This window comes from Auritidibacter sp. NML120636 (assembly GCF_003185945.1).
In the GTDB taxonomy this organism is placed as follows: Bacteria; Actinomycetota; Actinomycetes; order Actinomycetales; family Micrococcaceae; genus Auritidibacter; species Auritidibacter ignavus.
Genome location: NZ_QHLO01000011.1, coordinates 43,355 through 66,608 on the forward strand (window position 1 = coordinate 43,355; position 23,254 = coordinate 66,608).

General features: G+C 59.8%; 20 protein-coding genes, 1 pseudogene and 1 CRISPR repeat array. Of the genes and pseudogenes, 14 read left to right on the plus strand and 7 right to left on the minus strand.

The annotated features are described in order from the left end of the window. Positions 1-19 precede the first annotated feature (19 nt). The 6 genes from cas7e to DCC25_RS09485 all read left to right on the plus strand — a co-directional run bounded on the left by cas7e (position 20) and on the right by DCC25_RS09485 (position 7,799). Entirely contained in the window at positions 20-1,165 is a 1,146-nt protein-coding gene (cas7e, locus tag DCC25_RS09460) for a type I-E CRISPR-associated protein Cas7/Cse4/CasC (RefSeq protein WP_110101481.1), read from the plus strand. Continuing rightward, positions 1,162-1,863, plus strand: a complete 702-nt coding sequence (gene cas5e, locus DCC25_RS09465; RefSeq protein ID WP_110101482.1) for a type I-E CRISPR-associated protein Cas5/CasD — start codon at positions 1,162-1,164, stop codon at positions 1,861-1,863. The genes cas7e and cas5e overlap by 4 nt, the downstream gene beginning before the upstream one ends. Then, positions 1,860-2,561 carry a type I-E CRISPR-associated protein Cas6/Cse3/CasE gene (cas6e, locus tag DCC25_RS09470; protein WP_110101483.1) on the plus strand — a complete coding sequence of 234 codons (702 nt, stop codon included), beginning with the start codon at positions 1,860-1,862 and terminating at the stop codon, positions 2,559-2,561. The genes cas5e and cas6e overlap by 4 nt, the downstream gene beginning before the upstream one ends. Next, positions 2,548-3,489, plus strand: a complete 942-nt coding sequence (gene cas1e / locus DCC25_RS09475) for a type I-E CRISPR-associated endonuclease Cas1e (protein WP_110101484.1) — start codon at positions 2,548-2,550, stop codon at positions 3,487-3,489. Before cas6e ends, cas1e begins: the two co-directional genes overlap by 14 nt. Next, complete coding sequence (gene cas2e / locus DCC25_RS09480) at positions 3,486-3,851, plus strand: type I-E CRISPR-associated endoribonuclease Cas2e (protein ID WP_110101485.1); 366 nt, start codon at positions 3,486-3,488, stop codon at positions 3,849-3,851. The genes cas1e and cas2e overlap by 4 nt, the downstream gene beginning before the upstream one ends. A gap of 49 nt (positions 3,852-3,900) precedes the next feature. Beyond that, a CRISPR array of direct repeats spans positions 3,901-7,469; the repeat unit is 28 nt; unit sequence GTGTTCCCCGCGCGAGCGGGGATGAGCC. A 144-nt stretch (positions 7,470-7,613) separates the two neighbouring features. Next, positions 7,614-7,799 (plus strand): methylated-DNA--[protein]-cysteine S-methyltransferase, encoded by a 186-nt coding sequence (locus DCC25_RS09485; protein ID WP_370443926.1) that lies wholly within the window; start codon positions 7,614-7,616, stop codon positions 7,797-7,799. 102 nt (positions 7,800-7,901) lie between these two features. On the opposite strand, the gene DCC25_RS09490 is transcribed toward DCC25_RS09485, so the two are convergent. From DCC25_RS09490 to speB, 3 genes are read right to left on the minus strand one after another with little or no spacing between them, the layout of a single operon-like run. Beyond that, complete coding sequence (locus DCC25_RS09490; RefSeq protein ID WP_233488051.1) at positions 7,902-9,287, minus strand: YjiH family protein; 1,386 nt, start codon at positions 9,285-9,287, stop codon at positions 7,902-7,904. Further along, positions 9,284-11,053, minus strand: a complete 1,770-nt coding sequence (locus DCC25_RS09495; protein ID WP_233488053.1) for an NAD(P)/FAD-dependent oxidoreductase — start codon at positions 11,051-11,053, stop codon at positions 9,284-9,286. Before DCC25_RS09495 ends, DCC25_RS09490 begins: the two co-directional genes overlap by 4 nt. A 53-nt stretch (positions 11,054-11,106) precedes the next feature. Further along, positions 11,107-12,066 (minus strand): agmatinase, encoded by a 960-nt coding sequence (gene speB / locus DCC25_RS09500; protein ID WP_110101487.1) that lies wholly within the window; start codon positions 12,064-12,066, stop codon positions 11,107-11,109. 119 nt (positions 12,067-12,185) lie between these two features. Here speB and DCC25_RS09505 point away from each other — a divergent pair, with 119 nt between their 5' ends. From DCC25_RS09505 to DCC25_RS09515, 3 genes are read left to right on the plus strand one after another with little or no spacing between them, the layout of a single operon-like run. Then, positions 12,186-13,175 (plus strand): nitrilase-related carbon-nitrogen hydrolase, encoded by a 990-nt coding sequence (locus DCC25_RS09505; RefSeq protein ID WP_233488055.1) that lies wholly within the window; start codon positions 12,186-12,188, stop codon positions 13,173-13,175. Beyond that, positions 13,172-14,080, plus strand: a complete 909-nt coding sequence (locus tag DCC25_RS09510) for an Lrp/AsnC family transcriptional regulator (RefSeq protein WP_110101489.1) — start codon at positions 13,172-13,174, stop codon at positions 14,078-14,080. The genes DCC25_RS09505 and DCC25_RS09510 overlap by 4 nt, the downstream gene beginning before the upstream one ends. A gap of 32 nt (positions 14,081-14,112) precedes the next feature. After that, entirely contained in the window at positions 14,113-14,802 is a 690-nt protein-coding gene (locus tag DCC25_RS09515) for a LysR family transcriptional regulator substrate-binding protein (protein WP_110099229.1), read from the plus strand. Between the two features lie 13 nt (positions 14,803-14,815). On the opposite strand, the gene DCC25_RS09520 is transcribed toward DCC25_RS09515, so the two are convergent. Beyond that, positions 14,816-16,144, minus strand: coding sequence for a uracil-xanthine permease family protein (locus DCC25_RS09520; RefSeq protein ID WP_110101490.1), 1,329 nt, complete (start codon positions 16,142-16,144; stop codon positions 14,816-14,818). Positions 16,145-16,235: 91 nt separating this feature from the next. On the opposite strand from DCC25_RS09520, the gene DCC25_RS09525 reads away from it, so the two are divergent. The 3 genes from DCC25_RS09525 (at position 16,236) to DCC25_RS09535 (ending at position 19,632) form a co-directional block, all read left to right on the plus strand. After that, the gene (locus DCC25_RS09525; protein ID WP_233242979.1) at positions 16,236-17,198 is read left to right on the plus strand and encodes a carbohydrate kinase; all 963 of its coding nucleotides are present in this window, start codon (positions 16,236-16,238) and stop codon (positions 17,196-17,198) included. Beyond that, a complete protein-coding gene (locus DCC25_RS09530) occupies positions 17,195-18,097 on the plus strand; it encodes a Cof-type HAD-IIB family hydrolase (protein ID WP_233488056.1) in 903 nt (300 codons plus the stop codon). The genes DCC25_RS09525 and DCC25_RS09530 overlap by 4 nt, the downstream gene beginning before the upstream one ends. 306 nt (positions 18,098-18,403) lie before the next feature. Beyond that, a protein-coding gene (locus DCC25_RS09535; RefSeq protein WP_110101491.1) for an IS3 family transposase occupies positions 18,404-19,632 on the plus strand; the annotation gives its coding sequence in 2 pieces (ribosomal slippage) (positions 18,404-18,680 and positions 18,680-19,632; 1,230 coding nt in all). Between the two features lie 34 nt (positions 19,633-19,666). On the opposite strand, the gene DCC25_RS09540 is transcribed toward DCC25_RS09535, so the two are convergent. The 3 genes and pseudogenes from DCC25_RS09540 to DCC25_RS09550 all read right to left on the minus strand — a co-directional run. After that, positions 19,667-19,936 carry a hypothetical protein gene (locus DCC25_RS09540; RefSeq protein ID WP_110101492.1) on the minus strand — a complete coding sequence of 90 codons (270 nt, stop codon included), beginning with the start codon at positions 19,934-19,936 and terminating at the stop codon, positions 19,667-19,669. 135 nt (positions 19,937-20,071) lie between these two features. Beyond that, positions 20,072-21,270 (minus strand): IS3 family transposase gene (locus DCC25_RS09545; protein WP_370443925.1). Its coding sequence is split into 2 segments (ribosomal slippage): positions 20,072-21,018 and positions 21,018-21,270, totalling 1,200 coding nucleotides; the frame shifts between segments, so codons are not numbered across the junction. A 58-nt stretch (positions 21,271-21,328) separates the two neighbouring features. After that, positions 21,329-21,933, minus strand: a pseudogene (locus DCC25_RS09550) (transposase); the annotation flags it as partial. Positions 21,934-22,146: 213 nt separating this feature from the next. Here DCC25_RS09550 and DCC25_RS11370 point away from each other — a divergent pair. Next, complete coding sequence (locus tag DCC25_RS11370) at positions 22,147-22,314, plus strand: hypothetical protein (protein ID WP_158524772.1); 168 nt, start codon at positions 22,147-22,149, stop codon at positions 22,312-22,314. Positions 22,315-22,326: 12 nt separating this feature from the next. Further along, entirely contained in the window at positions 22,327-22,602 is a 276-nt protein-coding gene (locus tag DCC25_RS09560; protein WP_110101495.1) for a hypothetical protein, read from the plus strand. Positions 22,603-23,254 lie beyond the last annotated feature (652 nt).

Here is a 23,254-nt window from a genome sequence, read left to right on the forward strand (position 1 = left end):
ATCTTATGAAAGGTTTGAAATGACACTTTACATTGATCTTCATACAATTCAGACTGTGCCACCGAGCAATATCAACAGGGACGAGACAGGCGCTCCAAAGACAGCCACCTTCGGAGGTGTTCCCCGGCATCGAGTGTCTTCGCAAGCTTGGAAGCGGGCAATTCGAAAAGATTTCAAGGAACGGCTGCCTCAGGACCAACTCGGAGTTCGTACCAAGAGAGTGATCAGCAAGATTGTCGTTCGAACACAGGAGCTTGTCGTAGAACGTGGCTTGGATGAATCTGACTGGTCTGCCGAACGCATCGGAGAAATTGCAGAGGCGATTCTCAAAGCTGGAAAAATTACTGTAGAAAAGAAAGATAAAAAATCAGAAACAGATAAAGAAGATTTAACAGAGCTTCCGCAAAGTCGATACTTGATCTTCTTGAGCGACCAGCAGATCACGAACGTTGCTCGCGCAATTTTGGAAGACCCCGATCAAAAATGGACCAAGAAAGTGGTGGACCCGCTACTTGATCAGGACCACTCTGTTGATATCGCTATGTTTGGTCGCATGATTGCAGATGAGCCAGCGTATAACGTAGACGCAGCAGTCCAGGTGGCACATGCCATAGGCGTTGGACCCTCGGAACCGGAGTTTGATTACTTTACTGCGGTGGATGATGAGGTCGAAGATGCGGAGGAGACCGGGGCTGGCATGATCGGCACCGTGCAAATGATGTCCTCAACTCTCTATCGATATGCCACCGTTTCCGTGGATAGTTTGCTTGCAAACCTTGGTGACGCAGAGGTCACGAAAGCGGCTGTTGAAGCATTTATCCAGGCGTTTATTCAATCGCTGCCTTCCGGGAAAATCAACACCTTCGCAAATCAGACTCTTCCCGAGCTGGTGGTGGTGTCACTTCGAAATGACCGCCCGGTGTCTTACGTGAACGCATTTGAAGAACCCGTGCTGGGGGACGCAGACGGAGGACGTCGACACGAGACTGTTCGCCGGCTGGTCGACGAAGAACGTGGTCTGGAAGAAATGTATGGGATGTCCCCAATTAAATCTTGGGTGCTCGCCGCTCGCTCGATCGCGGAGACCGCTACTCAACTCGGTGAATTGTCGACTCTTTCAGAATTGGTCGGCAACGTGCGTTTCGAATTGGATGCTTATCTATGAGTAAGTGTTTGTTATTACAGTTCAAAGGCCCTCTCCAATCATGGGGCGCAGACAGTAGATATGGAATCAGACAGACTCACCACGTGCCCACTAAATCAGGAACGCTGGGGCTACTTGCTGCCGCGCAAGGACGGCGAAGGTCAGATTCGTTAGAGGATTTAGTGGCTCTGGATTTCGGAGTACGGGTGGACCAGCCTGGTTCGCTACTTCGGGACTACCAAACCGCAATCGATTGGAATAAGCAAAGTAATGCGAGACTGTCCCAGCGTTATTACCTTGCTGACGCCTTGTTCGTAGTTTCTATTGGTGGGGAGGAACAGGTTCTCAGAAGTCTAGAAGATGCTGTTCGTGCTCCGGTTTTCCCGCTGTATCTGGGAAGGCGGAATTGTCCAGTTTCTCCTGACTTGGTTATTGGTATACGGGATGGCGACGTCGAAGAAGTTCTCCGGTCTCAGCCTTGGATGGCCTCACAGCGTCATAAGAAAACCCGGCCGAAAACCGTGGAACTTCCTCTCTACCGTGATGCGTTGCAGAGCGAGATCGTTGAAGAACGAGTGCGAGATATTCCGGTCAGTTTCGACCAGACTTTCCGAGACTATCGTTGGAGGACCGTGACTTCGCCGGAACCCGTTAATGTCGAAAATGAATTTGGGACAGTTCTAAAGGATCCCTTTTGGGAAGCGGTGATCGACGCATGACGTTTTTGAGCAGAATCTACATTAACCCGCGGACTCGAGGGGGAAGGCTCTTTCTCACCAACCGTCAAGCAATGCACGCTGCTGTAGAAGGTTGTTTTCCGCCTGACGGCATCGATAAGTCCACAGGAAGGGTGCTATGGCGTCTTGACAAAGACAGATACCGACAAACGCTTTACGTGGTTAGTCCCATTAAGCCAGATATGAGACACATCGTGGAGCAAGCAGGATGGGATGGTCAGGAATGGGATACAGCAGACTATTCAACTTTTCTAAGCAAGTTGGATAACGGACAAAAATGGGCTTTTCGGTTGGTCGCAAACCCAGTTAAAGCGCTGAGCCGAGGTGAAGGCACGCGTGGCAAGATCGTGCCACACGTTGGCGTTGAGCATCAGAAACGTTGGCTACTGGAGCGCGCACACAAGCATGGTTTCTCACTGAATGTCCAAGACAGCGCAGGTGAGATACCGGACCTTGCGGTTACGGAACGGCTGGACCACCGTTTTGCAAAGTCTCGAGTATCCGGGACGAATCGCGCTCGCCAACGTATTACTCTGCGTCTCGTTCAGTTCGATGGATCGTTGACCGTAGAAGACGCGGGTGAATTGCGCGAAGTTCTTGTCCAAGGTATCGGTCGTGGCCGTGCCTATGGGGGAGGTCTGTTGACTCTGCGACGAATTGAGCCGAATGGCCTCAGTTAGTAAGAAAAAGTTAGAAGCGTCCGATGTTGCACGCGTGTCGGACCGCTTGTCATTCATTTATCTTGAGCGTTGTGTCGTGCACCGCGATGCAAATGCTATTACGGCGACGGACAATGCAGGAGTGGTGCATCTTCCTGCTGCATCTTTAGGCGTCTTGATGCTGGGCCCCGGAACTCGGGTGTCCTATGCGGCCATGGCGCTACTCGGAGATAGCGGTGTTAGCGTCGTCTGGGTTGGGGAGAACGGCGTCCGTTACTATGCGAATGGCCGTTCGTTAGCCCGTTCCACCAGACTTCTTGAGAAACAGGCAAAACTAGTCTCAAATAGCCGAACTCGTCTTGCAGTTGCCCGAAAAATGTATGACATGCGGTTTCCGGGCGAAAACGTGTCTTCATTAACGATGCAACAGCTCAGAGGGCGGGAAGGAGCTCGTGTACGCTCTGCTTATCGATGGCATGCGAGTCGATTCGATATGTCCTGGGAAAGGCGGTCTTTTGATCCGGAAGATTTTGATGCTTCGGATGATTTGAATAAAGCGCTGACAGCTGGCAATAGCTGCATGTACGGAATAGTACATTCTGTCATCGTGGCGCTTGGGTGCTCGCCTGGTCTAGGGTTTGTGCACAATGGAAATGACCGTTCGTTCGTGTACGACATTGCTGATCTGTACAAAACTGACATCGTTGTTCCGATTGCCTTCGAAGTTGCCTCAAGACAAGGAGCCGACCTCACGGGTGACGTGAGACGAGAAATTCGTAACGCAGTGGTTTCTCACCGTCTGCTTGAACGCTGCGCCCGGGATATTGCCTATCTTCTCGAAGAGGAAGTAGGTGATATGCAGTGGATGCAGGACGATAATTTGTCGCTCTGGGCTGGTATTTCTGACCGTAAGGTCGCAGGTGGTCTTAATTATGGGAGCCCCGGATGATGGTGCTTGTTCTGACGGCCGCGCCGACGTCATTACGTGGAGATATCACCAAGTGGCTTTTGGAGATTAGCCCGGGCGTGTATGTGGGCAACCCATCTCGTAGGGTGCGAGAAAAACTCTGGGAGCGGGTGACTGAACACGTTGGGACAGGTAAGGCGATACTCGTTCATAGCTCGGATGGAGAACAAAAGTTAGCCTTCAAGCTGCACGGTCATCCTTGGCAGGTCAAGGACTTCGACGGGGTGAAACTCGTGAAGCGTCCCAAGACTTATGAGATTACAGGATCGGAGAAGAGATCATGGAGTATTGCGAGAATGAGTGAGAAAGCAAAACGGCCTGCATGGCGTAAAGAATTTGAGTAAAGTGAATGCATCTGTGCTATGAAGACGGAGTTCTTCCTAGTCAGGAAGTGTGTTCCCCGCGCGAGCGGGGATGAGCCACACCGTGGGGGTATGCTTCGAGCACGCTCACTGGTGTTCCCCGCGCGAGCGGGGATGAGCCCCCACACAACACACCTTGGAAGGAGAACCCATGGTGTTCCCCGCGCGAGCGGGGATGAGCCCGTTCGGCGAGGATGGGCTCGACTTTGTGCCCAGTGTTCCCCGCGCGAGCGGGGATGAGCCCCGTCACGACGATTCACCATCATCTAACCCCACGTGTTCCCCGCGCGAGCGGGGATGAGCCCCGGGCGGAGAAAACTTACTGGACGAAGATTACGTGTTCCCCGCGCGAGCGGGGATGAGCCCCATATCGACATCGACCCACCATACAATGTTTCGTGTTCCCCGCGCGAGCGGGGATGAGCCCACACCGGTGACCTGTTTAAACCAATAACCCCCGTGTTCCCCGCGCGAGCGGGGATGAGCCCGCGAGATGACCATCAACCATCGCCGGATCGTAGTGTTCCCCGCGCGAGCGGGGATGAGCCCACCCACCGGCTGGGAAGAACAACAGTCGAACAGTGTTCCCCGCGCGAGCGGGGATGAGCCCTGTGCGTAGAAGTCTGCTTTTGGTTCTAGTTCGTGTTCCCCGCGCGGGCGGGGATGAGCCCACCGCATGATGAAACGAATCATCAAAACAGTGGTGTTCCCCGCGCGAGCGGGGATGAGCCCACCGCATGATGAAACGAATCATCAAAACAGTGGTGTTCCCCGCGCGAGCGGGGATGAGCCCGCCCAATGATTCACCTGTTCTTCCGTCCTGCGGTGTTCCCCGCGCGAGCGGGGATGAGCCCACCCCCTACCAAAAGTACATGCACCACTTCGCGTGTTCCCCGCGCGAGCGGGGATGAGCCCCCGTGCACGTTGGCTATGGTCTTCGCAGATTTGGTGTTCCCCGCGCGAGCGGGGATGAGCCCGCACCGTAACTGTACGTATGAGCCGGGCCAAAGTGTTCCCCGCGCGAGCGGGGATGAGCCCTTTAGCATAATCGGCTTTACTAATCCCCAACGGTGTTCCCCGCGCGAGCGGGGATGAGCCGTGTTTCCGCTTCAACCGGTCAACCTGTTGCTGGTGTTCCCCGCGCGAGCGGGGATGAGCCCGGCGATGGGTACGCGACCTTCACTGTCACCCAGTGTTCCCCGCGCGAGCGGGGATGAGCCCGCGAATGAGTTCCCCTTGTGGAGAGCGAAGCCGTGTTCCCCGCGCGAGCGGGGATGAGCCCGCATTCTCAGCCTTAGCAGGGTCACCACCAGCGTGTTCCCCGCGCGAGCGGGGATGAGCCTGAAAGTCTGTTCGCCTCAGAGCGAGCGCCTCAGTGTTCCCCGCGCGAGCGGGGATGAGCCCGGGAACAGGCAACAACCACCGGGTATGCACCAGTGTTCCCCGCGCGAGCGGGGATGAGCCTTCCTCTCTATTTGTGGCATGCCCCTAGCTGTGGTGTTCCCCGCGCGAGCGGGGATGAGCCCTAACGCACTAGACATGATCGAGACCACCACCAGTGTTCCCCGCGCGAGCGGGGATGAGCCCACGAACAACACAACACACCAAAACACAAGACCGTGTTCCCCGCGCGAGCGGGGATGAGCCGGTTGGGGTCTGAATATTCTTCTAGTTCTGCGAGTGTTCCCCGCGCGAGCGGGGATGAGCCCCCACACAAGACAACACAAGACCACACAAGACAGTGTTCCCCGCGCGAGCGGGGATGAGCCCGTTCACGGCTTCATATCGGCTGTTTTCTCCACGTGTTCCCCGCGCGAGCGGGGATGAGCCCGGTGCTTCCCCGGCCTGGGTGTTACCAGCCCAGTGTTCCCCGCGCGAGCGGGGATGAGCCTTCGACATTGACGCTATTGCTGACGAAATATTTGTGTTCCCCGCGCGAGCGGGGATGAGCCTTTTCTGGTAATCATCCGGGAACCGCTCTTTTAGTGTTCCCCGCGCGAGCGGGGATGAGCCGGTTCGGCCTAAGCGTGAGCGCACGAATAACGGGTGTTCCCCGCGCGAGCGGGGATGAGCCCGACCCCGCCACACGACTAGCCCACGAAATCAGGTGTTCCCCGCGCGAGCGGGGATGAGCCCAATTGTGTCATAATTCCTCGGGCACATAATCGGTGTTCCCCGCGCGAGCGGGGATGAGCCGACGACATGATCGGGTGGATACGGTACATGCAAGTGTTCCCCGCGCGAGCGGGGATGAGCCCCCCTAGTGGGGTCGTGGATTTGAACGCTAGGAGTGTTCCCCGCGCGAGCGGGGATGAGCCATACCGTGGGTGCGGGCTTCGAGCCACAGTTCTGTGTTCCCCGCGCGAGCGGGGATGAGCCGATGCCGGCCCGGATGATCGCAAAATGCGCTGAGTGTTCCCCGCGCGAGCGGGGATGAGCCCAACTAGACGAAATCATCACCACACCACCACAGGTGTTCCCCGCGCGAGCGGGGATGAGCCCGTCCATCGTCGCATTAAACTGTGGCGTGGTGAGTGTTCCCCGCGCGAGCGGGGATGAGCCCGTTCACGGCTTCATATCGGCTGTTTTCTCCACGTGTTCCCCGCGCGAGCGGGGATGAGCCCGGTGCTTCCCCGGCCTGGGTGTTACCAGCCCAGTGTTCCCCGCGCGAGCGGGGATGAGCCCATGCCCTCGCACAGCTCACTGACGACACGTAGGTGTTCCCCGCGCGAGCGGGGATGAGCGATAAATCCACATTCGTCACCACCATAGTGGTAGGTGTTCCCCGCGCGAGCGGGGATGAGCCCTACTGTTTCCTGTTTCCCGTTACCACCCTGAGGTGTTCCCCGCGCGAGCGGGGATGAGCCCTACTGGACCGCAAAGCACGCAACACCGTCCAGGTGTTCCCCGCGCGAGCGGGGATGAGCCCCCCAGACAAACCCGGGTGTAACCGTATGGTCCGTGTTCCCCGCGCGAGCGGGGATGAGCCTACCGGACGCGACTAGACCGGGTAGAAACACGCGTGTTCCCCGCGCGAGCGGGGATGAGCCCAGACTATCCAGCCAGACACCACACACGATAAGGTGTTCCCCGCGCGAGCGGGGATGAGCCCACAGCGGTAATAATCACGGTGACTGCTGTTTCGTGTTCCCCGCGCGAGCGGGGATGAGCCCAACCGTGTCGTACTCGGTGTTATTGAGCGGGAGTGTTCCCCGCGCGAGCGGGGATGAGCCCCGATCATACGCCGGTGGGACCACATCTCCTGGGTGTTCCCCGCGCGAGCGGGGATGAGCCGGGTGGCAGTGGGAAGAAACCGACACCCCGGGCAGTGTTCCCCGCGCGAGCGGGGATGAGCCCCGATCATACGCCGGCGGTGTTACACCATCTGGGTGTTCCCCGCGCGAGCGGGGATGAGCCCGCCACCGACGGTTATCGACCACCGTAGGATCAGTGTTCCCCGCGCGAGCGGGGACGAGCCCACGCACACCCCTGCTAAACACACTCACGAAAGGTGTTCCCCGTGCGAGCGGGGATGAGCCTAACGGAGACTGGTAGCCCGTGAATCTCTGAGGGTGTTCCCCGCGCGAGCGGGGATCAGGGTGTCTCCTGTCCGTGCATTGACCGACACGATCGTCTGCGTGGTCACATGTGCCGCACAACTTGTCGGGGTCATTACGGCCTTAACCATTCCACCATTCCTGCGGTACCCTCCCGAAGGGATGTGCCCTCGGGGCGTGACTGACTATTCGTGATCAGCTAGATGCCGGGGGTGCAGCTCGTGCGGTGGGTGCGGGTTGTTCTAGTAATCCGTTGCCGATTCTGGTGCCGTGCCACCGTGTGGTGCCCGCTTCCGGAGGGTTCGGTGGTTATCGCGGGGGAGAGGACTGGAAACGGTATCTATTAGAGCTGGAGTCCAGCGCCCGAGCGTGAACTTGGTGCACATCGAGTACCACGATAGGCCGGATAGCAATCACCACCCCGGAGCACCGTGGCCTCCGGGGTGGTGATGACACGCTCGCTGGATCGTGTTGATTAGTAGAACAGGTGGGCGATCGCGACGATAACGGGCAGTGTGATCAGGGTGCGTAGCAGGAAAATCGCCACCAGGTGGTGGAAGCGCACCGGGATCCGGGAGGCGAGCAACATGCCACCCACCTCGGACATGAAGATCAGCTGTGTGACTGACAGGGCGCCAATGATGAACCGGGTCATCTCCGCGTCGATCGAAGCCGCGAACGCTGCCGGCAGGAGCATATCGGCAAAGCCGATCAGCATGGTCGCCGACGCCTCTTCGGCCTCCGGGACCTGCATGAGGTCCAGGACCGGAATGAACGGGGCACCCAACCAGGTGAACAACGGGGTGTGTTCGGCAAGCATCACCGACGCGGTACCGATCGCGAGGATACTGGGCACGACCACGACCCACATCTCTAAGACGTTGGAGAATCCGTGCCGGACGACTGAGCCCAAGTGCACCTCACAGCCCCGTTTGAGCCCGCTATTCCAGGCCCGACGCAACAGCCCGCGCCGTGGAGGAGCTGTCTCTTCTGGCTGGGGAGTTACCCCTTCAGCGTAGTCATCGGAAATTCGTGACAGTGGTGGGATGCGCACCATCACGACGCCGGCGACGAGGCCGGCGACAACGATGGTGAGGTAAAACGGCAGGAACATGTGCTGTAGGCCCAGGTATTCCAGGATCACAACAGTAAAGGTCACCGAGACAATATTGAAGGTGGTACCCAATACCGCAGCTTCGCGCTTGGTGTAGTACCCCTGCACGTACTGTTGGTTGGCCATCAGCACGCCAATGGAACCGTCTCCGAGCCACGAGCTCAGGCAGACCACCGAGGAACGACCGGGCAACCGGAAGAGTGGGCGCATCAATCGGGTCATCAGCGCACCGACAAAATCCAGCAATCCGAAGTTCAACAGTAGCGGTAGTAACAGGCCGGCCAGGAAGAACACCGACACCAGCACCGTGGCCAGATCCATGATCACCATACCGGTGTTCTCGCCCCAGACTTGCTCTGGCCCGAGCTGCAGGACGATGAGCACCGCGAACACGAGGCCCAATACGCGTACTGTCATCCACATCCAGCCGATGTCGAATAGCGTGCGACCCAGGTGGTTATCCAGGAAGGCGGGTCGCGCAGTCCACCAGACCAACGTGCCGATCACCGATATGGCGACCAATGCGACGACGATCCAGGGCACGAGAACACCGAGGGCGGTGGTCAGGGAATCGGAGAGAAAAGCGATCGGGATGGTCACGGAACCGGCGCCATCGGGTACCGGAACCATGAATATCAGCACCCCGAGGAGCGAAGGGAGGAGGAACCACCAGGTGCTGGAGGCCCGGGAACGGGTCGGCTGGGCCGTCTCATCGGGGTGGGGGGTGGACGTCGACATCTCACTCATCGGATACCGTCCTTTGTGTTGCCCGATGGAGCCGAACCGGAAGCCATCGAAGCCATATCAGTGTTATCAGTGGTGTTGATGTTGTGTATGCGGTCGAGGCGCACCGGAGCGAGCTCGTCCCACATGTCCCCGGGACCGGGGTTCTCGGGGGCGCAGGCTCCGCCGAGGTGGTGGGCCACGCCCCAGACTGCGTTCAACGCGGTGGTCACCGCGCCCTCGGCCCAGCCGGCGGTGAAGGAGATATCGTCACCGGCCAGGAAGATCCCGCGCTGGTGTTCCGCCAGGTCGTCTTGGATGAAGTGGCCGAATAACCGCTCCTGGTACCGGTAATGCCCGGGCAGGTTATTCTTGAACGCGCCCATGAAGTTCGGGTCTGCCTCCCACGAGACGGTGATCGGTTCCCCGACGATGTGGGATCCGATATCCAGACCGGGATAGATCTTGTGGAGCGAGTGTAGCATCAGCCGGGTGCGCTCAGACGCATCCAAAGACAACCACTTTAACGCGTCGTCATTCCAGGTGTAGGACAGCAGGATCGTTGCGGGCTGATCGGGCCCATCATCCAGCAGGTAGGTCGCGCGGGGGAGCCGGTCGGTCAGCGTCATCGACATCGCCGGGCGCCCCGTTTGCGGGTCCACATCGCGCCAGAACGGGCGGTCCACCATCACGAAGGTCTTAGAGGAGAGCATGTAGTGGCTCTTTTCGATGGCGGTCCACATATCGGCGGTAAATAGGGACTCATCGGTGTCGATCCGGCTGGAGAGCAACCAGGACTGGCAGGTCACCACCGCGGCAGCGTACTCGCGGGTGCGACCCCACTTCTCCTTGATGCGGATGCCCCCGGACAGTTCTGGATTCTCAGCCTGATGGATGCCGGTCACCGCACCTCGCGGGGTGCCTGCATGCAGAGAGGCCAGGGAGGTGCCGACCGGCCAATACACCAGGTCTTCGGGGGCGTGCTCCCAGAGTTCCAGTGGTAAGCGCTGTGCCCCACCGACGATGCCACGGTGCTGGTCATCGGCATCGGTGAACACCACACGCAATACCTCCAGGATCGAGTTCGTGAAATCGGTATCCCAGCCACCGGATCCGAAGCCGACCTGGCCAAAGGTCTCCAGGTGTTCGAAGCTCAGCTCACCAAACGCCTGGGAGGATGCGAGGAACCCGTAAAACGAGGTGTCGTCGTGCGTGGCGACAAGCTCATTCCACAGACGCTTCAGCGTGGCGGTGTCCCGGGTCCGGATGGCGGTTTGTACGGCTTCGAGCTCGGCGTCCTCCACCAAGGCGCGTTTCCACGCCCGGGCCACCTGCTGATAGAACTCGGGAAGATCCTCGGCGGATTCCGCATAGATCGTCTGGTTTTTCAGCTCCACTACAGTGGAAGGAGTGACATCGGCCAGAGGGTTCGGGAATGCGCGGGTTTCCAGCCCCAACTTGTCCACATAGTGGTAAAAGGCCCGACCCGAGACGGGGAAACGCATCCCGCCTAAATCCACGACGACGTCGTCGTTACCGTCGAAAGCTTGGGACTTCAGCCGGCCCCCAATGGCCCCGGCTTCGTAGACGACGGGCTTGAGTCCCATCTTCATCAGCTCGTAGGCGGTGATCACGCCGGCAAGCCCGGCGCCAATGACCGCCACCTCGGTGCCGTAGGCCGATTCGGGAACGGAACCCAGCCCGGCCGGGTGGGCCAAGTAATGGTCATAGCTAAACGGGAAATCAGGGCTGAGCATCGTCAGCGGAGGCTGTTCAGCAGGTGAACTCATGGTGAGCCTTTCGGGATGTGGTCGGAGTGTCGGTCAGCGGGCGGAGCACTGTCTTAGCGCAATGACATGCTCATGGAGGAGATCAGCTCATACACCACGTGGCTGGCAGCGATGCCAGTGAGCTGAGCGTGGTCATAGGCCGGGGCCACCTCAACAACGTCGGCGCCCACGATGTTCAGATCAGAAAGCGAGCGGATGACCCGAAGCAGCTCGCGGCTGGTCATTCCGCCGGCCTCCGGCGTGCCGGTACCGGGGGCGTGGGCCGGGTCCATCACGTCGACATCGATGGAGATATAGACGGGCCGGTCGCCCAACCGGGCGCGAAGACGCTCAATTGCTGCAGCGATGCCGTGTTCTTCGATGTAGACACTGCCGGTGATCTGAAAACCCAGTTTCTCATCGTCGTCGAGATCGTGCTTGCCGTACAGCGGTCCACGCGTACCCAGGTGTGCGCTCGCGGTGAGGTCAATGAATCCTTCCTCGGAGGCGCGACGGAACGGGGTGCCGTGGGTGACCGGGGCACCAAAGTAGGTATCCCACGTGTCCAGGTGGGCGTCAGCGTGCAATACCGCCACCGGGCCGTGTTTCTCGGCCATGACTTTCAGCAGGGGGTAGGCGATGGTGTGGTCGCCACCAATGCACACCAGTCGGTCGGCGCGCTCGAGCAGTTCGCGGGCACCATCAGCCACCTGGGCGACGGCTTCGTCGAGATTGAACGGGTTGGCCACAATGTCCCCAGCATCGGCGACCTGAGCCACAGCGAACGGGGAGATATCTTGGGACGGGTTATACGGACGCAATAGGCGAGAGGACTCACGCACGTGTGAGGGCCCAAAGCGGGCACCGGGACGGTAGCTGACACCGGTGTCGAAGGGTACCCCGGCCACCGCGATGTCGGCGTGACCGACCTCGTCGAGAGTGGGTAACAGGGCGAAGTTGGCCGCTCCGGCGTAGCGCGGGGTCTGCGATGAGTCACGGGGGCCGATCGGTTCAAAATGGTGCGACGTCGCCATAGCGTCTCCTCAGCTGCAGGTGTGATGTGTGGCACAGATATGTTCCCTCGAATACTAAGCGCAGTTTCTGGCCTCAGCAATGTGACAAACGGGTACGATCCGCGTGCTAGAGCGCGGATGTGACACGATATCCCACGATAGTGCGCACCAAAGCACCGGTTCAGAGACATTTCACGCACGATGTGTTCACCTTGAGGCTCGTCTGCGCCGAATTCGGCGTGTTGGATGATCGGGTTCTGAGCACTATAGCGGTCGGTAGGCATAATGGGACCATGCGCATCGCCGTGTTCCAGCAGACCGCTAAGCCAGGACAGATCGAGCACAATCTCGCACTGATTGAGATCGCTGCCGACACCGCCGCAGCCCAGGATGCCGCGCTACTACTCACCCCGGAATTATTCGTGGTCGGATACGCACCGCAGCGCATCCGCGACCAGATCAGCCCCGCAGACGTTGCCTTCGCCCACGGTGAGCTGGCAGACATTGCTCGCCGTTATCGCATCGGACTCGTTTACAGCCTGCCCGGGGATGAAGACCCCGCCTGTCGGGGAATTACCGCCACCCTGGTGGACGCCACCGGCACCCGGCGCGCGCATTATCAGAAGGTTCATCTCTTCGGCCCGGAGGAGAACGCCGCGTTCCAGGCCGGAACCCAAGCCCCACCGGTGGTGGAGTTCGACGGACGACAGGTGGGGTTGGCCGTGTGCTACGACATTGAGTTCCCCGAGATGGCCCGGGCGGTGGCCGCCGCCGGCGCGGATGTTTTGCTGGTACCCACCGCTTTGGCCGGTGATTTTCCGGAGATCCCGCACCTGGTGATTCCGACCCGAGCGCTCGAAAACCGGATGACGGTCGCCTACGCCAATCACGTGGGCACTGCAGACGGATGGGACTTTAAAGGACGCAGCGTAGTGGCCGGTCCCGACGGCGCGGTGCTTGGTGCGCTGCAGGACGAACCGGGGCTCGTCGTGGTTCACGTCCCCGCCCGCCCGCAGCCCGGACCCGAGGGACCGTGGTACCTGCAGGATCGTCGCCCCGAGATCTATCGCCACTGGGACACCGGCAGTTTGTCGCAGTGCGCCCGGAACGATCCTGCCACCCAGTCATGACCCCCGACCTCGACGACGCCCTGATTCAAGCCTTGCGCGAAGACGGCCGGGCCACCTACCGGCAGCTGGCCACCCGACTCGGTGTCCCCCGTAGCTTGGTGTCGACACGGGTGCGAGCTCTGCTCGATTCGGGCGAAATGCGCATCGTGGCCGCGGCCGACCCGGCCTTTGTCGGCGATCGCGCCCTGGCCCATGTCTCGATCACCGGCCAGGGAGATCTCACCGGACTGACCGAGGGGCTATGTGCGCGCCCCGAGATCCCACTGGTCTCAGCGACTTCGGGGCCGGTGGATCTGGTGGCCGAGATCCGCGCCACCGACCAAACCGCGCTACGCGAAACGCTGTGCTGGATTCGCGGGCTCCCCGGGGCCGATACCGTGCGGGTGAACCTCTACACCGACGTCATTCGTGGCACCTTCGCCTCGCACTTCACCGGTGAGGTCACCGTCGACGATATCGATGCCGCTCTGATTGAGCAATTGAACGTTGACGGTCGCACCAGTTACCGCGATCTTGCCGAGCGGGTGCGACTGTCCCAAACCGCGGTGCGGGCTCGGGTGCACCGGATGCTGCAGGCCCGGATCCTGAAGATCAGCGCCGTGGTGCGCCAAGACGCCGGCTCCGCCCGGGTGAAAGTCGGTGTCGGACTCAACCTCGGCGGCGATGAATCCTCCGTGCTGACAACACTGGCCGACAGTCCCGAGACCGAATTCACCGCGCTCACCCTGGGCGGATATGATCTGATCGCCACCGTCTCCGGTGGCTCCCCACCCGAACTATTCGCCCGGCTCGAGCGACTGCGCGCCCTGGATGCGGTCCACCGGATGACCACCTGGTTCCACCTGCACACCGTTAAAGAGGACTACGGCCGATCCGTGTCCTCACTGTCCTCTCTGCGGAGCTGAGCTGTGGGGCCGCCGTCTTTTAAACTGAACCCATGTCCTTACAGTCTGCCGATGTGGCCCAGACCCTGTTTTTGTCCACCATTCCCGGGGCAACCCCCTCGAAATGGGTGCACCGGTTCACCTCCGATGGCTCGACGCGCAGAGTACAATTGGTCAATCACGACGAGTCCTCGCAAACCCTGTTTTTACAACCGGGCCCAGACGGCACGGTCCGCGGTATTCCACAGTTGGGTTACCTGCGCTGGAGACGCGATGCCAGCTGGCACCAGCTGGTCACCGCCCACGGGCTCGACCCCGATGAGGTGCACCTGGTGTCGTTATACGAAGAAGAACCGGTCATTGTGGTCTGCCTCGATCACCTGCTGGCCGCCTGGGACCCGCAGGCCGATGGGCCCATTCCTGCTGAGGAGCTCACCGAGGGGTTCCTGGACCCTGCCGACTTCGCTCCACCGGTTGCCCCTGATGCCCTGGAGCCACCGGAGGTTCCCGGCTCCGGGGAGCGCATGGCGATCGAGATCGTGGCCACAGGCACCGGCTTCACGCTGTTGCCGGCCTCGGTGGCACGCATGTTCGGGGTCAAACGAACGCTGACCCTGCCCACCACGGCGCATCCGGGCTGGCAGGTTGGGCTAGCTTGGCGACGAGACCTAGATTCCCCGCTGATTCAAGACTTCATCGGGGTCACCAAAGGCCGCCGGCCCTCCTCCCAGCGCTGGACCTAGCCCCTTACTGGACCTAGCCCAGCCGGCCGGGCTCGGCTGGGGAAAATTCCTCGTCTTCGACCGGTTCGGTATCGCGAAGTTTGGCGATCAGCGTCATCAGATGGAAGACGATCAGCGTGGTGCCAGTACCCAGCGCGATGCCACCAAACTGGGCACCGGCCATCGAAATCTGCGGGTCGGCAATGGCCACGATCAGCCCGGCCCCGGCGGCCATGAGGTTAATGGTGTTGGAGAAGTCCACCGAATTCTGCACCCAAATCCGGGCTCCCATGATGCCGATCATGCCATAGAGAATGATCCCGGCCCCGGCGGCCACCCCCGGTGGAATGGTGGCAATCAGGGCCCCGAACTTGGGGAAGAACGCCAGCGCGAAGGCCACCGTGGCCGCCACCCAGTAGGCGGCGGTGGAGTACACCTTCGAGGAGGCCATCACACCAATATTTTCGGCGTAGGTGGTATTACCCACCCCACCGCCGGCACCCGAGAGCGTGGTGGCGAGCCCGTCGGCCATCAGGGCTCGACCGTTGTAGCTGTCTAGATTCTCCCGGGTCATCAGCCCCACGGTGCGCACGTGGCCGATATTCTCGGCCACCAACACGAACACCACCGGAACAAACAGGAACACCACGTCTAGGTGGAATTCCGGGGTATGGAAGGGTGGCGCCCCCAGCCAGTCGGCCTGCTCCACCGGGGAAAAATCGATCTGCCGCTGGACCAGGGCCAGGAGATACCCGGTGACAATGCCGATCAAAATCGAGAGTCGCCCCAGCATCCCGCGGAATAACACCGCAGCAATTACCACCGCCGCGGTGGTACCGAAAGTCGTCAGCGGTACCTCCACCATGGCCTCGGTCGTGGACCCGGCCAGATTCAAACCGATCAGAGCCACAATGGTGCCCATCACCACCGGTGGCATGAGCGCGTGAATCCAGCCGGTACCGACCTGATGGACGACCAGGCCCACTAAGAATAAGGTGACCCCGGCGATGAGTACCCCGCCCATGGCGGCATACATGTTATGGGCCTGGGTGGCGGCGGTAATGGGTGCGATGAAGGCAAAGGAGGATCCCAGGTAGCTGGGCACCCGCCCGGCGGTCAGGAGCAAAAACAGCACCGTGCCCACTGCGGAGAAAAACAGGGCAGTGGTCGCCGGAAACCCGGTCAGCGTCGGCACCAGCACAGTCGCACCGAACATGGCCATCACGTGTTGCACTCCGACCCCGATGGTCAACGGCCAGCGCAACCGCTCTTCTGGTAGCACCACTTCACCGGGACGAATGTGCCGTCCATCGCCATGGAGTCTCCAGGTGAGTCCGAGTTTCTGTCTCAAAGTGCCGGCCATGGCCTCCCCTTATGCACGAGTGCTGTGATCAGATCGGCTCGATTGTAGCCCATTCTCACCCGGCGTGACTTTCTCCGGTAGCGTTAACCCCGTGAGTAAACAATTGGGCGTGATTGGTGAAGCACTCGTTGATGTGGTGATCTCGGATACCGCCGAACAACGAGCCTTTCCGGGCGGATCGCCGCTGAACGTGGCCGTCGGGCTGGCCAAACTGGGTCACGATGTCTTTTTTGCCGGTCGCTGGGGTCGGGACGAGTTCGGTGATTTGATCGATCAGCACGTGAGCACTCACGGCGTGAAACCGGTGCTCGAGCGGGTGGAGACCACCTCCGTGGCCCGGGCCTACCTCGACCCCTCCGGAGTGGCCTCCTATGAGTTCGACCTGAACTGGGAGGTGCCCGAGACCTTGGTCACCGACTTCGCCACCGCCACCGGCGGAGCCGAGCTCGATCACGCTCACGTGGGATCCATCGGTACTGTGTTAGCACCTGGAGCCGCCACGGTGCTGAGAGCTCTGACCGCTGTGCGCGAGCACGCCACCATCAGCTACGACCCCAACTGCCGGCCCACCATTTTGCCCGATCGGCAGGCCTACCGGCAGCGGGCCGAACAGATCGTGGGCTTGACCGATATCGTCCACGCCTCCGATGAAGACCTCACCTGGCTGTATCCGCACCGCGAGATCACCGACTCCCTGCGCGATTGGGCGGCCCGCGGGCCGGGACTCGTCATTGTCACCCGAGGCGCCCGCACCATTCTCGGATGTTGTGCTGACGGGGAGATTTTTGAGATGCCGATCGTCCCGGTACAGGTCGCCGACACCGTCGGGGCCGGAGATTCCTTCACCGCCGCATTGTTGTGGGCGTTGCACCAGGTGCTCGGCGATCGTGCGGGCATCCACCGACTTTCCACCAGCGCCGCCCAGCACGCGGTGCGCATCGCCGCACACGCCTCGGCGATCACCAGCTCCCGGCCGGGAGCCAACCCACCCGAGACCGCAGAACTCCTGGCAGCGCTACAGGTTGCCGGCATCGACCCGCAGGGCTTACCGTGAACCGGGATGGCCTGAGCCCGCACGGGGAATCCGTCGAGCGTGACGCGACGGGCCATCCCGTGCGCCGGCCGGGCCTGATCGCCTCCGATCTCGACGGCACCATCATCTCCTACCGTCACCCCGCCGGTGGGTCGGTCATCACCCCGCGCACCACCGCTGCCTTTCAGGCCGCCCAAGAAGCCGGCATCCCGGTGGTCTTTGTGACCGGCCGACCCATGCGGTGGATGTCCGGACTCGTCGCGACTCTGAACGGGCCGGCGATCTGTTCTAACGGGGCGGTGATCTATGACTTGAGCTCTGAGACCGTGCTGGAGGCCCACCCGATCCCGGTAGCGAGTGTGGTCGCCGTCTACGAGGAGCTCCGCCGGATCGAACCCGGAGCTCGGTGTGGATTTGAAACCCTGACCGGCTTCGTGGTAGAGGCCGGCTTTCGAGATGACCACCCCGAGGACCCCAGTGGATATCACCCCGGAGGGTTGCACCACTACCCGCGCACCATTGACGGCTTGGACGAGCATCCCGGGGTGCTGAAGTTCATGGTCCGCGTTCCCGACCGGGAACCCGACCAGCTCTTGGCCAGGGTGCGCGCACACCTGGGTACCACCGTGACCGTGACCCATTCGGCCCCCGGCCAACCCTTGTTGGAGATCTCGCGGGCCGACGTGAATAAAGCCGCGACCCTGGCCGATTACGCCACCTCGCTGGGAGTCCACGCCAACGAGGTCGTGGCCTTCGGCGACCAGCTCAATGATGTGGAAATGATTCGCTGGGCCGGCACCGGGTACGCGGTCGGCTCCGGACACCCCGAGCTGAAAGCAGCCGCCAATGCGGTCACCGCGGACTGTGACGATGACGGGGTGGCCGCGGTGATCGAGCATTTGATGCACCTACCCACCTAGGATCTTCTTTATCGAGAGCGGGGCAAGTGCCGTGCCTCATGTTGTTGAGCATGAATGGATTGTCGTAGTTCAGATTTGAAGGATTGCATCGTCGTAGCAGGGTCTGATGTTCAAGCTGGTGTCGTGGCGACTTTACGTTATTTTCTGGCTTTATGGGTTTGAACTGTTAGATGTCTTCGTTTTTGTTATGGCCTTCTGGGTCTGCCGTGCTGGGAAATGATTTAGCTGAGCTCGATCGGATTCAATGATTGGTAGAACTTGAACCGTCCTGGGTTTTGTTCCGTCCTAAAATGAGAGGATAGAACTATGCCAACCAAATACCCGCAGTCGTTTAAAGATCGTGCCACGCGCATGGTGTTTGATCGGCTCGAAGATGAAGACGCGCCGAGCCGGTATGTGGTGATTCGTGAAACCGCGCCCAAGCTCAGTATCGCGACAGAGACGTTGCGTCGTTGGGTGGAACAAGCTGAAGTGGATACCGGTCAGAAGTCAGGGGTGTCCACGGATGCCCAAGCGCAAATCCGGAAGCTGAAGCGGGAGAACGCGGAGCTGTGCTGGGCTAATGAGATCCTCAAGACGGCGTGGGCTTTTTTCGCAGCGGAGCTCGACCGCCCCACGACGAGATGATTGCTTACATTGAGATGTTCAGGGATCGTTTCGGGGTCGAGTCCATCTGTCGTGTTTTGGGTGCGACAGACCGTGGGTTCATCACCTCAGGTGGCTATCGGGCGGCGAAAGCCCGTCCTGCCAGTGATCGTTCGCGTCGGGATGCAGCCCTGATCCCAGTGGTCAAAGAGTTGCACCAGGCTAATTATGGGGTTTATGGGGTGGGCAAAATGTGGCATGCCATGAGACGTGCTGGCTGGGATGTGGGCCGTGACCAAGTGGCTCGGCTGATGTGCCTGGCGGGACTCAGCGGTGTGGTGCGAGGACGAAAACCCCACACCACCATCGCTGCGAAGGTCCCGGATCAGCGGCCAGATTTGGTCAACCGGGACTTTGGCGTCACAGCACCCAACCGGCTGTGGGTCGCGGATATAACCTATGTGCGCACCACCAGCGGGTTTTGCTACACCGCGTTTGTCACGGATGCCTTCAGTCGTAAGATCGTGGGCTGGTCGACCCGCACGACGATGCGTACTGATGCGCTGCCCTTGGAAGCGTTAGAGCACGCGCTGCTCAGTGCTAAGGACCAAGCCCTGGATGGGTTAGTCCATCACAGCGACCGTGGCTTGCAATATGTCAGCATTCGCTATACCGAACATCTTGCCAAGGCTGGTCTGACGGCATCGGTTGGGACCGCTGGAGATGCTTACGATAATGCATTGGCCGAGACGGTTAATGGCTTGTATAAGACCGAATTGATTTATGCTCGGCCCGCTTGGCCGTCAGCTACTGAGGTGGAATTCGAAACGATGAACTGGGTCCACTGGTGGAATACCACCCGATTGCATGAAGCCTTGAACTACCAGACCCCGACCGAAGCCGAAACCAGCTACCATATGACCCAGGCACAAGCCCTAAGCCCCGTATAGAAAACGGAACAAAACCCAGGGCGCTTCAGTAATCTTAATTTTCTTGTTCTTCTTTTGTGGAAGCAGTGGAGTTATGATCGTGGCTTTCTAAATTGCGTCTACTGGAGTACACCCCAATTTTTGCGGTATATGCCCCTGTGGTAATTACTGCACCGATCACGGTGAAATAAAGAACCATAGCAACAGCCCAGCCAAGGTCGGACATGTCTCGTTGGCCAATCGAATATCGAATGATTTCTGCGATTGACGAAGTTGAAAAACCGATAACCGCACCTGTCAGTGTGGCTTTCGACTTGCTCTTCATGCCTGTTATCTCCTCTGATTATTTCCACATTCAACTATAAGCAGGGTCACAGTAAGCTACTCATTTAGTTAAGCCTTCTTATGGCTTGGGCTGTGTCAAGGATTTCGTACAGTCTCTCGGTGTTTTTCTTGTGTTTCAGGCCGCTGCGGGTGGGTCCGCGGTGGTTGGTTCGTGGTGGTCGGCCCAGGCTCGTGCTGGGGTGCGGTAGCCCAGGCTGGAGTGGCGGCGGCGCCGGTTGTAGAAGACCTCGATGTACTCAGCCACAGCGAACCGCGCCCTGCCCCGAGTGGTGAAGACCTGCTGGTGATACATTTCGTTCTTCAACGTCGCGAAGAATGACTCCGCGGCGGCGTTGTCCCAACAGACCCCGGTCCTGCCCATCGACTGGATAAATCCGTGTTGTTGAGAATAATTAATGAATTCATCTGAAGTATACTGAGACCCATGGTCTGAGTGAAATATAGCATTCTTTTTCGCTCCACCCTGGGTGCGGGCCATCTCCAAAGCGTCGATGACCAGGCTGGTGCGCAGGTGGGTGGCGGTCTGCCAACCGATGACCATCCGGGTGGCCAAATCGATCACGGTAGCCAGGTACAGCCACCCCTGACCGGTACGCAGGTAGGTAATGTCTCCCACCAGTGCCTCTCCCGGGCGGTGACTCTCGGGGGCGAAGCCCCGGCCCAGCTTATCCTCGAAGACCTGGGCTCGACCGTCGACCACCGTGGTGGTCTTATACGCCCGCTTCTGCACCGCCTTCAACCCCAGTTCACGCATCAGCTCGGCCACCAGCCCCACCGAAGCTTCGAAGCCCTCCTGGTTGAGCTGAGCAGCCACACGCCGACAGCCAGCAGTGCCGCGCTGTTGATCGAAGATCCGGGCGATCTCGACCTTCAACACTTCCCGGCGGGCTTCGGTATCCGTGGTGGTGCCGACCCGGGCCCGCCACGCGTAGAACGAGGGACGCGCCACTTCCAGCTGGGTGCACATCCAGTCGATCGGGTAGTTGTCCTTCTCCGCCTCGATCAGGGCTGACTTCTCGTTCAGTCCTGCTCCCTGGCGAAGAAGGCCGCGGCTTTTTTTAGGAATTCATTTTCCATTTTCAGCCGCCGGTTTTCTTCTTCTAACTCCGCTAACCGGCCATGATCAGCAGGAGTCATCGCCTTCCCCGGCTCTGGATTCTCTTGCCTGTATTTCTTCACCCAGTTACCCAACGTGCCAGGCTTGAGCCCAAGCTCGCCGGCAACCTCGACAATCTGCCGATCCGACTGGACCACCAACTGGACCGCCTCAGCCTTGAACTGCGGACTGAACTTCCGCCTCGATGATGTTGCCATACTCTTGATCCTTCCCCATCAAGAGAAACTGTCCAACATCCTTGATACACCCCACTTGTCAAGTTTGTTGTGTAGGGGATTGGGTTGAGAGGTAGGGGTTGATTCGGTCGGGGTAGGTGGCGGCGAGTTGGGCGAGGGCTTGTTTCCAGTTCGTGGTGACTTGTTCTTGCACGAGTCTGCCGGCGGGTTTGCCGCGTTCCTTGGCTCGTTCGCGGGCGCGTTTGTCCTCGATCGTGCAGAGCGCTAGCTAGATCAGTTTGACCACGGCCTCGTCACTGGGGAACTGCGTGCGGTTCTTCGTGACTTTGCCCAGCTGATAGTTCAGCGACTCGATCGTATTCGTTGCATAGATCACCCGGCGCAGTGCTGGCGGGAATGCCAGAAATGGCACGAACCGCTCCCAGGCGTTCGTCCACGTCTTGACCGCTAACGGGTATTTCTGGCCGAGCTCAGAGGCTGCGACATCATCCAAACGCAGCCTTGGCGGTATCCTCGTTGCTTGTGGTGTAGAGGGCCTTTAATGCCCGTGATACGGCCTTGCGATCGCCGTAGGCAACGAACCTGTTCGCAGCCCGGCTCAAGGGGTACGACACAGGTCTGGACGAACGAGTCCAGCCAGGTCGCTTCGATTGCCTCTGGCAGTCCGGTCAGCCCGTCGCAACAGCCGTTCGAGCCCGGCCAGCGATGGGGCCAGAGTCAGTGCCAGGACGAAGGCGATGCAGGCGAGTCACTATTCTTCCACGACAACGGTCCAGACGCTCGATGACACCACCCACACCCGACAGACCTCGTGGAAGGAATCACCGTGCACACCCGCCAGACCTTTCCCACTCCACGCCGACACTATCGCCGTCTTCAACGCCCCGTCGTTCGACGATGAACGCGAAGCGACCATTATGCTCCACGGATGTCGTCGGTAGGCAGGTTGCCACCTACGTCTACTTCGTTACCGTCCTCCTCCTGGCCGCCGGAGGTGCCGGATGCTTCTCAGCCCTGCCGATTCGCGCCGCTGCCACCGGCGCACAGGCCATCACGTGGTACTGAAAGAAGCACGGCGTGAGCTACTGGGAACTGGTCGAACGCGCCGACCGCGGCCGGCGATGGGAATTGGCTGCCAATGCCGTCATCTTCAACGCTGCCTGGATCAGCGTTCGCGCCGAATGTGATGACCGGTTCCCCGCTTGTATCCGTACCCCCCCGTCGCTCGGCACAAATGACCCCAGCCACACCCTCATCGATGCAATCGCGGGCCTGGCCGCCGGACCAGCCGTCGCCGAGCTCTTGACTACTCGCGCCCGCCATCGCGAGGCAGACACTCCCGATGCGGATTGAGCAACACGAGCCCCTTACCCCGCACATCACTGCACGGACACGATCCTAAATGGGGAATGGTTCCACACGCCGTTCTTGAATACCAGGTTCACGACACCCGACGAATCATCCACACGACAGAGCTCAGGCTCACACCCTAATACCGGTCCACGAGAGAAATAGCGGATACCTGCGCCAATACGTACGACAGGTTCTTCGACAGATACCACAGTCGGTGCACTGAAATTCGCTGGAATCTGCTTACCATTCACGCACAGCACCGGTGAAGCAAACATTCTCATGAACCAGCCATTCATCCAGTGTGTCTTCACGTTCACGCGTATGCGATTCATCCTCGCACCTCTTCGGCATTCGACAGTGAGCGAGATTCCCGCACATCAAAGTGATTCCATAAGGCACAATCTTGCAGTTTCACCGTAGGCCCCGTTGCCGCAAGCACAGCTCCGATCGTCACAAAAGCGAACGACCACAATCTAATCATGGCGATAAATATTCCATGAAGCAAGGAAGCGACGTACCTTATTGATATTGAGCGCGTAGCTCAGGTCGTGCCTCACGTATCGTGAGCGCGAAGCCATAGTGTGAACGCATGGATAAGGACATTGTCTCGATGAGTGCTCGGATTGAAGTCACCAAGCAATTACGTAGGGAT

What these genes read in the sequence shown, in the direction of transcription:
- DCC25_RS11370 (WP_158524772.1), top strand. Translation starts at nt 22,147, where the DNA reads ATGAACGCGAAGCGACCATTATGCTCCACGGATGTCGTCGGTAGGCAG.
- cas1e (WP_110101484.1), top strand. Translation starts at nt 2,548, where the DNA reads ATGGCCTCAGTTAGTAAGAAAAAGTTAGAAGCGTCCGATGTTGCACGC.
- cas6e (WP_110101483.1), top strand. Translation starts at nt 1,860, where the DNA reads ATGACGTTTTTGAGCAGAATCTACATTAACCCGCGGACTCGAGGGGGA.
- DCC25_RS09515 (WP_110099229.1), top strand. Translation starts at nt 14,113, where the DNA reads ATGTCCTTACAGTCTGCCGATGTGGCCCAGACCCTGTTTTTGTCCACC.
- DCC25_RS09510 (WP_110101489.1), top strand. Translation starts at nt 13,172, where the DNA reads ATGACCCCCGACCTCGACGACGCCCTGATTCAAGCCTTGCGCGAAGAC.
- DCC25_RS09520 (WP_110101490.1), bottom strand. Translation starts at nt 16,144, where the DNA reads ATGGCCGGCACTTTGAGACAGAAACTCGGACTCACCTGGAGACTCCAT.
- DCC25_RS09490 (WP_233488051.1), bottom strand. Translation starts at nt 9,287, where the DNA reads ATGAGTGAGATGTCGACGTCCACCCCCCACCCCGATGAGACGGCCCAG.
- cas7e (WP_110101481.1), top strand. Translation starts at nt 20, where the DNA reads ATGACACTTTACATTGATCTTCATACAATTCAGACTGTGCCACCGAGC.
- cas5e (WP_110101482.1), top strand. Translation starts at nt 1,162, where the DNA reads ATGAGTAAGTGTTTGTTATTACAGTTCAAAGGCCCTCTCCAATCATGG.
- DCC25_RS09495 (WP_233488053.1), bottom strand. Translation starts at nt 11,053, where the DNA reads ATGAGTTCACCTGCTGAACAGCCTCCGCTGACGATGCTCAGCCCTGAT.
- cas2e (WP_110101485.1), top strand. Translation starts at nt 3,486, where the DNA reads ATGATGGTGCTTGTTCTGACGGCCGCGCCGACGTCATTACGTGGAGAT.
- speB (WP_110101487.1), bottom strand. Translation starts at nt 12,066, where the DNA reads ATGGCGACGTCGCACCATTTTGAACCGATCGGCCCCCGTGACTCATCG.
- DCC25_RS09540 (WP_110101492.1), bottom strand. Translation starts at nt 19,936, where the DNA reads ATGAAGAGCAAGTCGAAAGCCACACTGACAGGTGCGGTTATCGGTTTT.